We start from the raw sequence: 12,257 nt of genomic DNA on the forward strand, positions 1-12,257 counted from the left end.
CCCGCCGTGCGAGGCCATCTTGGACAAGATCCTGATTCGTGGGGCTAGAACCCACAACCTGAAGAACATCGACCTGACCCTGCCCCGGGACAAACTGATCGTCATCACCGGCTTGTCCGGCTCCGGCAAGTCGTCCCTGGCGTTCGACACGCTATATGCCGAAGGTCAGCGTCGCTATGTGGAATCCCTGTCGGCCTATGCCCGGCAATTCCTGTCGATGATGGAAAAGCCCGACGTCGACACCATCGAAGGCTTGTCGCCGGCCATTTCCATCGAGCAGAAGTCGACCTCCCACAACCCGCGTTCCACCGTGGGCACCATTACCGAAATCTACGACTACCTGCGCCTGCTGTATGCGCGCGTGGGTATTCCGCGCTGCCCGGACCACGATATTCCCCTGGAAGCCCAGACCGTCAGCCAGATGGTCGACCTGGTACTGGCCCAGCCGGAAGGCGCCAAGCTGATGCTGCTGGCGCCCGTCATCCGCGAGCGCAAGGGCGAGCACCTTTCGGTCTTCGAAGAGCTGCGCGCCCAGGGTTTTGTACGTGCGCGCATCAACGGCAAGCTCTATGAGCTGGATGAAGCGCCCAAACTCGACAAGCAGAAAAAGCATTCCATTGATGTGGTGGTCGACCGCTTCAAGGTACGCGCCGACCTGCAGCAGCGTTTGGCGGAATCGTTCGAGACCGCGCTGAAGCTGGCCGACGGCATTGCCCTGGTGGCGCCGATGGATGACGAGCCGGGCGAAGAGATCATCTTCTCCGCGCGCTTCGCCTGCCCAATCTGTGGGCACGCCATCAGCGAACTGGAGCCCAAGCTGTTTTCCTTCAACAACCCAGCCGGCGCCTGCCCGACGTGCGATGGCCTGGGCGTGAAGCAGTTCTTCGATATCAAGCGCCTGGTCAATGGCGACCTGACCCTGGCCGAGGGGGCGATACGCGGCTGGGACAGGCGTAACGTCTACTATTTCCAGATGCTCGGGTCATTGTCCTCGCACTACAAGTTCAGCCTGGAAGTGCCATTCAACCAGCTGCCGGCAGACCAGCAGAAGGTCATTCTTCATGGCAGCGGCTCGCAGAATGTCGACTTCAAGTACCTGAACGACCGTGGCGACATCGTCAAGCGCTCCCACCCGTTCGAAGGCATCGTGCCGAACCTGGAACGTCGCTACCGCGAGACCGAATCGGCAAGTGTGCGTGAAGAACTGGCAAAGTTCCTCAGCACACAGCCTTGCCCGGATTGCCGTGGCACACGCCTGCGCCGTGAAGCGCGGCATGTGTGGGTGGGCGAAAAAACGTTGCCGGCAGTGACTAACCTGCCAATCGGCGATGCGTGTGAATATTTTGGTGTCCTCAAGCTCACCGGGCGTCGTGGGGAAATTGCCGACAAGATCCTCAAGGAAATTCGCGAGCGCCTGCAGTTCCTGGTCAACGTTGGCCTGGACTACCTGTCACTGGACCGCAGCGCCGATACCTTGTCGGGCGGTGAAGCACAGCGGATCCGGCTGGCCAGCCAGATCGGTGCGGGCCTTGTTGGCGTGCTGTATATCCTCGACGAACCGTCGATTGGCTTGCACCAACGGGATAACGATCGCCTGCTCGGCACGTTGAAACACCTGCGGGACATCGGCAATACCGTGATTGTGGTCGAGCACGATGAAGATGCCATCCGCCTGGCGGACTACGTGGTCGATATCGGCCCGGGTGCAGGTGTGCATGGCGGACATATCGTTGCCGAGGGCACGCCTGCCGAAGTGATGGCGCATCCTGATTCGTTGACCGGCAAGTACCTGTCTGGCCGGGTGAAGATCGAAGTGCCCGCCAAGCGTACGCCGCGTAACAAAAAGATGGCACTGCATCTCAAGGGCGCGCGCGGCAACAACCTGCGCAATGTCGACCTGGAGATTCCGCTGGGCCTGCTGACCTGTGTGACCGGTGTTTCCGGTTCGGGCAAGTCGACGCTGATCAACAACACGCTGTTCCCACTCAGTGCCACCGCGCTGAACGGCGCGACCACCCTGGAAGCGGCGGCGCACGACAGCATCAAGGGCCTGGAGCACCTGGACAAGGTGGTCGATATCGACCAAAGCCCGATTGGGCGTACCCCACGCTCCAACCCGGCCACCTACACTGGGCTGTTTACGCCGATCCGCGAGCTGTTCGCGGGTGTACCCGAGTCCCGCTCGCGCGGCTATGGACCTGGGCGGTTCTCGTTCAACGTCAAGGGCGGGCGCTGTGAGGCCTGCCAGGGCGATGGCTTGATCAAGGTGGAGATGCATTTTCTGCCGGACATCTACGTGCCGTGCGACGTGTGCAAAAGCAAGCGCTACAACCGCGAAACCCTTGAGATCAAGTACAAGGGCAAGAGCATCCATGAAACCCTGGAGATGACCATCGAGGAAGCTCGCGAGTTCTTCGACGCGGTGCCGGCGTTGGCGCGCAAGCTGCAAACGCTGATGGATGTGGGCTTGTCGTACATCAAGCTGGGGCAATCGGCGACTACGCTGTCAGGTGGCGAGGCACAACGGGTCAAGCTGTCTCGCGAGCTGTCCAAGCGCGATACCGGCAAAACCTTGTACATCCTCGATGAACCGACCACCGGTCTGCACTTCGCGGATATCCAGCAATTGCTGGACGTGCTGCACCGCCTGCGAGACCACGGCAATACCGTGGTGGTAATCGAGCACAACCTTGATGTGATCAAGACCGCTGACTGGCTGGTGGACCTTGGGCCGGAAGGTGGTTCCAAGGGTGGCCAGATCATCGCAGTGGGTACGCCGGAGCAAGTTTGCGAAATGCCACAGTCGCACACCGGTTACTACTTGAAACCGTTGCTGGCGCGCGACCGGGCCTGACTTTTTCTAGCCCAATAAAAAGCCCCTGTCACTTTGCGGTGACGGGGGCTTTTTTACAGCTGGGAATCAGAACTGCGATTGCAGGTAATTCTCCAGGCCAATCAACTTGATCAGGCCCAACTGTTTTTCCAACCAATAGGTGTGATCTTCTTCGGTGTCGGCCAACTGCACGCGCAGAATTTCCCGGGTGACGTAGTCGTTGTGCAGCTCGCAAAGTTCGATGCCCTTGCAGAGCGCAGCACGAACTTTGTACTCGAGGCGAAGGTCGGCAGCGAGCATGTCCGGTACCGTGGTCCCCACATCGAGATCATCAGGACGCATACGCGGCGTGCCTTCGAGCATCAGGATACGGCGCATCAGTGCGTCGGCGTGCTGTGCCTCTTCTTCCATCTCGTGGTTGATACGCTCGTAGAGCTCGGTAAAGCCCCAGTCTTCGTACATGCGCGAATGGATGAAATATTGGTCACGAGCTGCCAGTTCGCCCGTCAGCAACGTGTTGAGGTAATCGATTACGTCGGGGTGACCTTGCATCGCCCTACATCTCCCTGCTTGAAAGACTGTAGTTTGAACCATGATGACTTGAAGGTCACGGGATCAACGGCAGAAAAGTGAAGATTTCCGTAGAAAAGTAGCTGAAATAACGCAAAAACCGCCCAAATGAGGGCGGTTCTGCTTATCGTTTAGAGTCAGTTAAGCGATACACCCAGTGCCTTTGCGATTGCTTCTCCATAAGCCGGGTCGGCCTTGTAGAAGTGCTGCAATTGACGCTGGACCACATCGCTGGAAACGCTAGCCATCGCACCGGCAATGTTATTGGTCAGCAGGGCTTTCTGCTCATCATTCATCAAGCGGAACAGCGCGCCCGCATGGCTGTAGTAGTCCGTATCTTCGCGGTGATCGTAACGATCAGCAGCGCCGCTCAGGGCCAGTGCCGGCTCTGCGTACTGCGGGGCTTGCTTGGGCGCATCGGCATAGCTGTTTGGCTCGTAGTTGGGAGCCGCACCGCCATTACTGCCGAAGGCCATAGAACCGTCACGCTGGTAACTGTTAACCGGGTTGCGCGGCGCGTTTACGGGCAGTTGCTGGTGGTTAGTGCCGACACGGTAGCGGTGGGCATCTGCGTAGGCAAACACTCGACCTTGCAACATACGATCGGGTGACAGGCCAACGCCTGGAACCATGTTGCTCGGACCAAATGCAGCCTGCTCCACTTCAGCGAAGTAGTTCTGCGGATTACGGTTGAGCTCAAGCTCGCCCACTTCGATCAGCGGGAACTCTTTTTGCGACCAGGTCTTGGTCACGTCAAACGGGTTCTCATAATGAGCGTTTGCTTGAGCCTCAGTCATGATCTGGATGCAGACGCGCCATTTCGGAAAATCACCGCGCTCGATAGCACCAAACAGATCACGCTGGGCATAGTCAGGGTCGGTACCCGCCAGGCGTGCAGCCTCGGCCGGGGCCAGGTTCTTGATGCCTTGCTTGGTCTTGTAGTGCCACTTCACCCAGTGGCGTTCGCCCTTGGCGTTGATCAGACTGTACGTGTGACTGCCGAAGCCGTGCATGTGGCGATAGCCGTCTGGAATGCCACGGTCCGAAAACAGAATGGTGACCTGATGCAGCGCCTCTGGAGAGTGCGACCAGAAGTCCCACATCATCTGCGCGCTTTTCAGGTTGCTCTGCGGCAGGCGTTTCTGGGTGTGGATAAAGTCCGGGAATTTCAGCGGATCCCGGATGAAGAACACAGGGGTGTTGTTGCCCACGATGTCCCAGTTGCCCTCTTCGGTATAGAACTTCAGGGCAAAACCACGTGGATCACGCTCAGTGTCAGCAGACCCGCGCTCACCACCCACAGTGGAGAATCGCAGGAATGTAGGCGTTTGCTTGCCAACAGATTCGAACAGCTTGGCACTGGTGTACTGGGTGATGTCTTGGGTAACGGTGAACGTACCGTAGGCACCCGATCCTTTGGCATGCACGCGCCGCTCAGGAATGTTTTCACGGTTGAAGTGAGCGAGCTTCTCGATCAGATGGAAATCGTCGAGCAACAATGGGCCACGAGGGCCTGCGGAACGGGAGTTCTGGTTATCCGCAACAGGAGCCCCGCTGGCGGTGGTAAGGACTTTATTCTGGCTCATGCGCAATCTTCCTCAGGTCGGACTTTGAACTGCCGGCTAAGCGGCTTGGAGGGAGTATTGATCATCAACACTACGCCTACAAATTCATTAAATCGTATGCGTCGATAGAAAATAACTAACAAGACTCCGCTCGCTATAGTGCAGCGCACTGTCTATGGAAGCTTGTATAAGTTGCGCTTTTGTTACGCGCACAAAAAACCGGGCGCGAGGCCCGGTTTTTTGTTGCAGCTTGTCGTCTTACTCGGCGCTTACAGCTTCGCCGGCAGTAGCACGATCAACCAACTCGACGTACGCCATAGGCGCGTTGTCGCCAGCGCGGAAACCGCACTTGAGGATGCGCAGGTAGCCACCCTCACGGGTAGCGTAACGCTTGCCCAGGTCGTTGAAGAGCTTACCAACGATAGCTTTCGAACGAGTACGGTCGAAAGCCAGACGGCGGTTAGCCAGGCTGTCTGTCTTGGCCAAAGTGATCAGCGGCTCAGCAACGCGACGCAGTTCTTTAGCTTTCGGCAGTGTAGTTTTGATCAGCTCGTGCTCGAACAGCGACACCGCCATGTTTTGGAACATGGCCTTGCGGTGCGAGCTGGTACGGCTCAGGTGACGACCACTTTTACGATGACGCATGGTTCATTCCTTACCAAACTCACGTTCGGTGATTACGACGATCAGGCAGTCGCCTTGTCGTCCTTCTTAAGACTTGCAGGCGGCCAGTTGTCGAGGCGCATGCCGAGGGACAGACCGCGGGAGGCCAGAACGTCCTTGATTTCAGTCAAGGATTTCTTGCCCAGGTTCGGAGTCTTCAACAGTTCTACTTCGGTACGCTGAATCAGGTCGCCGATGTAGTAAATGTTTTCCGCCTTAAGGCAGTTAGCCGAACGTACAGTCAGTTCCAGATCGTCAACCGGGCGAAGCAGGATCGGATCGATCTCGTCTTCCTGCTCGATTACCACTGGTTCGCTGTCACCTTTGAGGTCGACGAACGCAGCCAACTGCTGTTGCAGAATGGTTGCAGCGCGGCGGATAGCCTCTTCAGGATCCAGGGTACCGTTGGTTTCCAGATCAATAACCAGCTTGTCCAGGTTAGTACGCTGCTCGACACGGGCGTTTTCCACCACGTATGCGATACGGCGAACCGGGCTGAACGAAGAGTCAAGCTGCAAGCGACCAATGCTGCGGCTTTCGTCTTCATCGCTCTGACGCGAGTCGGCCGGTTCATAACCACGACCACGAGCTACAGTGAGCTTCATGTTCAGGGCGCCGTTAGACGCCAGGTTAGCGATTACGTGATCGGGGTTAACGATCTCGACATCATGATCCAGCTGAATATCGGCAGCGGTAACCACCCCCGAACCCTTCTTCGACAAGGTCAGCGTAACTTCGTCACGGCCGTGCAGCTTGATAGCCAGACCTTTAAGGTTCAACAGGATTTCAATTACGTCTTCCTGTACACCTTCGATGGCGCTGTACTCGTGGAGCACACCGTCAATCTCGGCCTCGACTACTGCACAGCCGGGCATTGAGGACAACAGGATGCGGCGCAGCGCGTTGCCCAGGGTGTGGCCAAAACCACGCTCGAGAGGCTCGAGAGTAATTTTGGCGCGGGTTGGACTGACAACCTGCACATCAATGTGGCGGGGTGTCAGGAACTCATTTACCGAAATCTGCATGGATGCACCTATTTTCTAGCCCTTACTTGGAGTAGAGCTCGACAATCAGGCTTTCGTTGATGTCGGCGGACAGATCACTGCGAGCAGGAACGTTCTTGAAAACGCCCGACTTCTTCTCAGTGTCTACTTCTACCCATTCTACGCGGCCACGTTGGGCACACAGATCGAGAGCTTGGACAATGCGAAGTTGGTTTTTAGCTTTCTCGCGAACTGCGACCACGTCACCAGCACGAACCTGGTAAGACGGAACGTTTACGGTCTGACCGTTAACGCTGATCGACTTGTGCGATACCAGCTGACGGGATTCGGCACGAGTCGAACCAAAGCCCATACGGTATACAACGTTGTCCAGACGGCATTCGAGCAGTTGCAGCAGGTTTTCACCGGTTGCACCTTTCTTGCCAGCAGCTTCTTTGTAGTAGCCGCTGAACTGACGCTCGAGAACGCCGTAAATACGACGGACCTTCTGCTTTTCACGCAGTTGGGTGCCGTAATCGGACTGGCGACCGCGGCGTTGGCCGTGGATACCAGGTGCTGCTTCAATGTTGCACTTCGATTCGATCGCGCGCACGCCGCTCTTCAGGAAGAGATCGGTGCCTTCGCGACGAGCGAGTTTGCATTTTGGACCAATGTAACGAGCCATTCTTTACAATCTCCTGGATTACACGCGGCGCTTCTTCGGCGGACGGCACCCGTTGTGCGGGATTGGCGTCACGTCGGTGATGCTGGCGATCTTATAGCCACAGCCGTTCAAAGCACGGACAGCAGACTCACGACCTGGACCTGGACCTTTGACGTTAACGTCGAGGTTTTTCAGGCCGTATTCCAGCGCAGCTTGACCAGCACGTTCAGCAGCTACTTGAGCAGCAAACGGGGTGGACTTGCGGGAACCGCGGAAACCCGAACCACCGGAGGTAGCCCAAGAAAGCGCGTTACCTTGACGGTCGGTGATGGTCACGATTGTGTTGTTAAAAGATGCATGGATGTGGGCGATGCCATCAACCACTGTCTTTTTAACTTTTTTACGAGGACGAGCAGCAGGTTTTGCCATGATAATTTTCCTGTCGATTCGCTGGGGCGATTACTTGCGGATCGGCTTACGCGGACCTTTACGGGTACGCGCGTTAGTCTTGGTACGCTGACCGCGTACTGGAAGACCACGACGATGACGCAGACCGCGATAGCAACCGAGGTCCATCAAACGCTTGATTTTCATGTTGATTTCGCGACGCAGGTCACCTTCAGTGGTGAACTTCGCCACTTCGCCACGCAGCTGTTCAATCTGCTCGTCGCTCAGATCCTTGATCTTAGCGGCTGGGTTTACCCCAGCAACTGCGCAAATTTTCTGCGCAGTAGTGCGACCAACACCATAGATGTAGGTCAGCGAGATAACAGTGTGCTTGTTATCTGGAATGTTAACGCCTGCAATACGGGCCATTCAGTGGGACTCCAATTGACAGCTACCTACGCCCCGGAAGCCAAGAAATAGGGCGCGAGATAATATCGCTGTAATAACAAATAATCAACCCGGCAGCGCACTAGCTGCCGGGCTTCAAGCGGATCACACTCAGCCTTGGCGCTGTTTGTGACGCGGTTCCGCGCTGCAAATTACTCGAACAACACCTTCGCGGCGAATAATCTTGCAGTTACGGCACAGCTTTTTCACCGATGCACGAACTTTCATCACCAACTCCTCGAACCTTATGGGGTACTCAGCGCAACATGCCGCTGCCGTAGCCCTTCAGGTTGGCTTTCTTCATCAGGGATTCGTACTGGTGCGAAACGAGGTGCGATTGTACTTGGGACATGAAGTCCATCACAACCACGACCACGATCAGCAACGAGGTCCCGCCAAGGTAGAACGGAACGTTTGCTGCAACCACCAGGAACTGGGGCAACAGACACACGGCCGTCATATATAGAGCACCGAACAGGGTCAAACGAGTCAGAACGCCATCAATGTAGCGTGCCGACTGCTCACCTGGACGGATACCCGGAATAAAGGCACCGGACTTCTTCAGGTTTTCCGCTACGTCTTTCGGATTGAACATCAACGCCGTATAGAAGAAGCAGAAGAAAATAATCCCTGCACTAAACAGCAGAATATTCAACGGCTGACCAGGAGCGATCGACTGAGAGAGGTCCTGCAGCCAGCCCATGTTTTCGGACTGACCAAACCAGGTACCCAACGAAGCCGGAAACAGCAGAATGCTGCTCGCGAAAATTGCCGGAATAACACCGGCCATATTCACTTTCAGCGGCAAGTGGCTGGTCTGCGCAGCAAAAACCTTACGGCCCTGCTGACGCTTGGCGTAGTGAACAGCAATACGACGCTGACCACGCTCAATGAACACCACAAAACCGATAATCGCTACTGCCAGCAAACCGATGGCAACCAGGGCGAAAATGTTGATATCACCCTGACGTGCAGACTCGAAAGACTGCCCGATCGCTCTCGGAAGACCGGCGACGATACCTGCGAAAATCAACATCGAGATACCGTTGCCAACACCACGCTCAGTAATCTGCTCACCCAGCCACATCATGAACATCGCACCAGCCACGAATGTGGATACCGCGACGAAATGGAAGCCAAAGTCACCAGTGAACGCAACGCCCTGCCCTGCCAGGCCAACGGACATGCCGATAGCTTGAACCAGGGCGAGGACTACAGTGCCGTAGCGGGTGTACTGGCTAATCTTGCGACGGCCAGCTTCACCTTCCTTCTTCAACTGCTCCAGCTGCGGGCTGACGGCTGTCATCAGTTGCATGATGATCGACGCCGAAATGTACGGCATGATCCCCAGTGCAAAGATGCTCATCCGCTCCAGCGCACCGCCGGAAAACATGTTGAACAAGCTAAGAATGGTCCCCTCATTCTGTCGAAACAGGTCTGCGAGTCGGTCCGGGTTGATACCTGGAACCGGGATGTGTGCGCCTATTCGGTAGACGATAATCGCCAGGAACAGAAAACGCAGACGAGCCCAAAGTTCAGACATACCGCCTTTGCCGAGCGCTGAGAGAGCACCTTGCTTAGCCATTTATTCCTCGAACTTGCCGCCAGCTGCTTCGATAGCCGAACGCGCACCTTTGGTGGCGCCGATTCCCTTGCCGATAGTGACAGCGCGAGTCACTTCACCGGACAGCATGATTTTCACACGCTGTACGTTGACGTTGATCACGTTGGCATCTTTCAGGGTCTGCACAGTAACGATGTCGCCTTCCACTTTAGCCAGCTCGGACAGACGCACTTCTGCGCGGTCCATGGCTTTCAGGGATACGAAACCGAACTTAGGCAGGCGACGATGCAGCGGCTGTTGACCGCCTTCAAAGCCTGGAGCGATGGTGCCACCGGAGCGGGAGGTTTGACCTTTGTGGCCACGGCCACCAGTCTTACCCAAACCGCTACCGATACCACGGCCCGGACGATGCTTTTCGCGACGGGAACCCGGCGCTGGACTCAGATCATTGAGTTTCATCGATTAACCCTCTACACGCAGCATGTAGTAAGCCTTGTTGATCATCCCGCGATTCTCGGGAGTATCCTGGACTTCTACAGTGTGACCGATGCGACGCAGACCCAAACCTTTAACACACAGTTTGTGGTTAGGGATGCGGCCGGTCATGCTTTTGATCAGCGTTACTTTAACGGTAGCCATGATCAGAAGATCTCCTTGACAGTCAGACCACGCTTGGCAGCGATGGACTCAGGAGATTGCATAGCTTTCAGACCCTTGAAAGTGGCGTGAACCACGTTTACCGGGTTAGTCGAGCCGTAGCACTTGGCCAGAACGTTCTGAACGCCAGCAACTTCGAGGACAGCACGCATAGCGCCGCCAGCGATGATACCGGTACCTTCAGAAGCAGGCTGCATGTACACCTTCGAAGCGCCGTGAGCGGACTTCATTGCGTACTGCAGAGTGGTGCCGTTCAGATCAACTTGGATCATGTTGCGACGAGCAGCTTCCATTGCCTTCTGGATCGCGGCAGGCACTTCACGTGACTTGCCACGGCCGAAGCCAACACGCCCTTTACCATCACCCACCACGGTCAACGCGGTGAAAGTGAAGATACGGCCGCCTTTAACGGTTTTGGCTACGCGGTTAACTTGAACCAGCTTCTCAATGTAGCCTTCGTCGCGCTTTTGGTCGTTATTTGACATAACTTAGAACTCCAGCCCAGCTTCACGAGCAGCATCAGCCAGCGCTTTCACGCGACCGTGGTACTTGAAGCCAGAGCGGTCGAAAGCCACTTGCGAGACGCCAGCGGCCTTAGCACGCGTAGCGACCAGCTGGCCAACCTTTGTGGCCGCGTCGATGTTGCCAGTGGCACCATCACGCAGTTCTTTATCCAAAGTCGAGGCGCTTGCCAGGACTTTGTTGCCGTCGGCCGAGATGACCTGGGCGTAGATGTGCTGCGACGAGCGGAACACGCAGAGACGCACGACTTCGAGTTCGTGCATTTTCAGGCGTGCTTTGCGAGCGCGACGCAGTCGAGTAACTTTTTTGTCGGTCATTTGCTATGCCCTACTTCTTCTTGGCTTCTTTACGACGGACGACTTCGTCCGCGTAGCGCACACCTTTGCCTTTGTACGGCTCTGGTGGACGGAAGTCGCGGATCTCAGCGGCCACTTGACCTACCAGCTGCTTGTCGATGCCCTTGATCAGGATATCGGTCTGGCTAGGAGTCTCAGCAGTGATGCCCGCTGGCAGTTCGTAATCCACTGGGTGCGAGAAGCCAAGGGCAAGGTTCAAAACCGTGCCTTTTGCTTGCGCTTTGTAACCAACACCGACCAGCTGGAGCTTGCGCTCGAAGCCTTGGCTTACGCCTTGGACCATGTTGTTTACCAACGCACGCGTGGTACCGGCCATTGCGCGAGTTTGTTGATCGCCATTGCGAGCAGCGAAACGCAGCTCACCAGCTTCTTCAACGATCTCAACGGACGAATGGATGTTCAGTTCAAGAGTACCCTTGGCACCCTTCACCGAAAGCTGTTGGCCTGCGAATTTGACTTCGACACCGGCTGGCAGCTTAACGGGGTTCTTAGCGACGCGAGACATGCTTATCCCCCCTTAGAACACAGTGCAAAGAACTTCGCCGCCGACACCGGCAGCGCGCGCAGCACGATCCGTCATCACACCTTTGTTGGTGGAGACGATAGACACGCCCAGACCGCCACGAACTTTCGGCAGATCTTCAGCGGACTTGTACTGACGCAGGCCTGGACGGCTAACGCGCTTCACTTCCTCGATGACCGAACGGCCTTCGAAGTACTTCAGCTCGATGGACAGCAGTGGTTTGATTTCGCTGCTGATCTGATAACCCGCAATGTAGCCTTCGTCTTTCAGGACTTTGGCAACAGCTACCTTCAACTTGGAAGATGGCATGCTTACGACGGACTTTTCAGCCATCTGGGCATTACGGATACGAGTTAGCATGTCCGCTAACGGGTCCTGCATACTCATGGGCTAGACGCTCCTAATACAAAAAAATTAGCCTTGCGGCTACATATGTCGCCGAGAATCTCCGAGCACAAAAAACACGGGCTCAGGCGAGCCGCGTATTTTAGACACACTCCAGAAATGAAACAAGCCCCAAAAG

At 56.1% G+C, this 12,257-nt stretch carries 16 protein-coding genes; 1 reads left to right on the top strand and 15 read right to left on the bottom strand.

Annotation, left to right across the window (positions count from 1 at the left end):
• The first annotated feature begins 19 nt into the window (after positions 1–19).
• Positions 20–2,854, top strand: coding sequence for an excinuclease ABC subunit UvrA (gene uvrA, locus LJX92_RS23860; protein WP_228309037.1), 2,835 nt, complete (start codon positions 20–22; stop codon positions 2,852–2,854).
• 66 nt (positions 2,855–2,920) lie between these two features.
• Here the strand turns inward: uvrA and bfr are convergent, their stop codons facing one another.
• The 15 genes from bfr to rpsH all read right to left on the bottom strand — a co-directional run bounded on the left by bfr (position 2,921) and on the right by rpsH (position 12,121).
• Positions 2,921–3,385: a bacterioferritin gene (gene bfr / locus LJX92_RS23865; RefSeq protein ID WP_032879213.1), complete on the bottom strand. Its 465-nt coding sequence runs from the start codon at positions 3,383–3,385 to the stop codon at positions 2,921–2,923.
• A 155-nt stretch (positions 3,386–3,540) separates the two neighbouring features.
• Positions 3,541–4,989: a catalase gene (locus LJX92_RS23870; RefSeq protein WP_078822462.1), complete on the bottom strand. Its 1,449-nt coding sequence runs from the start codon at positions 4,987–4,989 to the stop codon at positions 3,541–3,543.
• A 237-nt stretch (positions 4,990–5,226) separates the two neighbouring features.
• Positions 5,227–5,613: a 50S ribosomal protein L17 gene (rplQ, locus tag LJX92_RS23875; protein ID WP_003176402.1), complete on the bottom strand. Its 387-nt coding sequence runs from the start codon at positions 5,611–5,613 to the stop codon at positions 5,227–5,229.
• Positions 5,614–5,654: 41 nt separating this feature from the next.
• Positions 5,655–6,656 carry a DNA-directed RNA polymerase subunit alpha gene (locus tag LJX92_RS23880; protein WP_003176403.1) on the bottom strand — a complete coding sequence of 334 codons (1,002 nt, stop codon included), beginning with the start codon at positions 6,654–6,656 and terminating at the stop codon, positions 5,655–5,657.
• A 22-nt stretch (positions 6,657–6,678) separates the two neighbouring features.
• The gene (rpsD, locus tag LJX92_RS23885) at positions 6,679–7,299 is read right to left on the bottom strand and encodes a 30S ribosomal protein S4 (RefSeq protein WP_003176404.1); all 621 of its coding nucleotides are present in this window, start codon (positions 7,297–7,299) and stop codon (positions 6,679–6,681) included.
• 18 nt (positions 7,300–7,317) lie between these two features.
• The gene (gene rpsK, locus LJX92_RS23890) at positions 7,318–7,707 is read right to left on the bottom strand and encodes a 30S ribosomal protein S11 (protein WP_002555466.1); all 390 of its coding nucleotides are present in this window, start codon (positions 7,705–7,707) and stop codon (positions 7,318–7,320) included.
• Positions 7,708–7,737: 30 nt separating this feature from the next.
• Positions 7,738–8,094, bottom strand: a complete 357-nt coding sequence (gene rpsM, locus LJX92_RS23895; protein ID WP_003194635.1) for a 30S ribosomal protein S13 — start codon at positions 8,092–8,094, stop codon at positions 7,738–7,740.
• 129 nt (positions 8,095–8,223) lie between these two features.
• Positions 8,224–8,340, bottom strand: a complete 117-nt coding sequence (rpmJ, locus tag LJX92_RS23900) for a 50S ribosomal protein L36 (RefSeq protein ID WP_002555468.1) — start codon at positions 8,338–8,340, stop codon at positions 8,224–8,226.
• Between the two features lie 28 nt (positions 8,341–8,368).
• On the bottom strand, positions 8,369–9,697 hold the full coding sequence (gene secY / locus LJX92_RS23905) for a preprotein translocase subunit SecY (protein ID WP_003194637.1): 1,329 nt from the start codon (positions 9,695–9,697) through the stop codon (positions 8,369–8,371).
• Positions 9,698–10,135, bottom strand: a complete 438-nt coding sequence (gene rplO / locus LJX92_RS23910) for a 50S ribosomal protein L15 (RefSeq protein ID WP_003176407.1) — start codon at positions 10,133–10,135, stop codon at positions 9,698–9,700.
• A 3-nt stretch (positions 10,136–10,138) separates the two neighbouring features.
• Positions 10,139–10,315: a 50S ribosomal protein L30 gene (gene rpmD, locus LJX92_RS23915; RefSeq protein ID WP_003176408.1), complete on the bottom strand. Its 177-nt coding sequence runs from the start codon at positions 10,313–10,315 to the stop codon at positions 10,139–10,141.
• Between the two features lie 2 nt (positions 10,316–10,317).
• The gene (rpsE, locus tag LJX92_RS23920) at positions 10,318–10,818 is read right to left on the bottom strand and encodes a 30S ribosomal protein S5 (RefSeq protein ID WP_003176409.1); all 501 of its coding nucleotides are present in this window, start codon (positions 10,816–10,818) and stop codon (positions 10,318–10,320) included.
• A gap of 3 nt (positions 10,819–10,821) precedes the next feature.
• Positions 10,822–11,172: a 50S ribosomal protein L18 gene (gene rplR, locus LJX92_RS23925; RefSeq protein WP_003186037.1), complete on the bottom strand. Its 351-nt coding sequence runs from the start codon at positions 11,170–11,172 to the stop codon at positions 10,822–10,824.
• A gap of 10 nt (positions 11,173–11,182) precedes the next feature.
• The gene (gene rplF / locus LJX92_RS23930; protein ID WP_003194640.1) at positions 11,183–11,716 is read right to left on the bottom strand and encodes a 50S ribosomal protein L6; all 534 of its coding nucleotides are present in this window, start codon (positions 11,714–11,716) and stop codon (positions 11,183–11,185) included.
• Between the two features lie 12 nt (positions 11,717–11,728).
• Complete coding sequence (gene rpsH, locus LJX92_RS23935) at positions 11,729–12,121, bottom strand: 30S ribosomal protein S8 (RefSeq protein WP_003176413.1); 393 nt, start codon at positions 12,119–12,121, stop codon at positions 11,729–11,731.
• Between the last annotated feature and the right edge of the window lie 136 nt (positions 12,122–12,257).

It is taken from the genome of Pseudomonas sp. HN8-3 (assembly GCF_020790195.1).
Classification (GTDB): domain Bacteria; phylum Pseudomonadota; class Gammaproteobacteria; order Pseudomonadales; family Pseudomonadaceae; genus Aquipseudomonas; species Aquipseudomonas synxantha_A.

Bases quoted from the DNA above. Each gene is read 5' to 3' on its own strand.
- bfr (WP_032879213.1), bottom strand. From the start codon at position 3,385: ATGCAAGGTCACCCCGACGTAATCGATTACCTCAACACGTTGCTGACG.
- LJX92_RS23870 (WP_078822462.1), bottom strand. From the start codon at position 4,989: ATGAGCCAGAATAAAGTCCTTACCACCGCCAGCGGGGCTCCTGTTGCG.
- rplQ (WP_003176402.1), bottom strand. From the start codon at position 5,613: ATGCGTCATCGTAAAAGTGGTCGTCACCTGAGCCGTACCAGCTCGCAC.
- LJX92_RS23880 (WP_003176403.1), bottom strand. From the start codon at position 6,656: ATGCAGATTTCGGTAAATGAGTTCCTGACACCCCGCCACATTGATGTG.
- rpsD (WP_003176404.1), bottom strand. From the start codon at position 7,299: ATGGCTCGTTACATTGGTCCAAAATGCAAACTCGCTCGTCGCGAAGGC.
- rpsK (WP_002555466.1), bottom strand. From the start codon at position 7,707: ATGGCAAAACCTGCTGCTCGTCCTCGTAAAAAAGTTAAAAAGACAGTG.
- rpsM (WP_003194635.1), bottom strand. From the start codon at position 8,094: ATGGCCCGTATTGCAGGCGTTAACATTCCAGATAACAAGCACACTGTT.
- rpmJ (WP_002555468.1), bottom strand. From the start codon at position 8,340: ATGAAAGTTCGTGCATCGGTGAAAAAGCTGTGCCGTAACTGCAAGATT.
- secY (WP_003194637.1), bottom strand. From the start codon at position 9,697: ATGGCTAAGCAAGGTGCTCTCTCAGCGCTCGGCAAAGGCGGTATGTCT.
- rplO (WP_003176407.1), bottom strand. From the start codon at position 10,135: ATGAAACTCAATGATCTGAGTCCAGCGCCGGGTTCCCGTCGCGAAAAG.
- rpmD (WP_003176408.1), bottom strand. From the start codon at position 10,315: ATGGCTACCGTTAAAGTAACGCTGATCAAAAGCATGACCGGCCGCATC.
- rpsE (WP_003176409.1), bottom strand. From the start codon at position 10,818: ATGTCAAATAACGACCAAAAGCGCGACGAAGGCTACATTGAGAAGCTG.
- rplR (WP_003186037.1), bottom strand. From the start codon at position 11,172: ATGACCGACAAAAAAGTTACTCGACTGCGTCGCGCTCGCAAAGCACGC.
- rplF (WP_003194640.1), bottom strand. From the start codon at position 11,716: ATGTCTCGCGTCGCTAAGAACCCCGTTAAGCTGCCAGCCGGTGTCGAA.
- rpsH (WP_003176413.1), bottom strand. From the start codon at position 12,121: ATGAGTATGCAGGACCCGTTAGCGGACATGCTAACTCGTATCCGTAAT.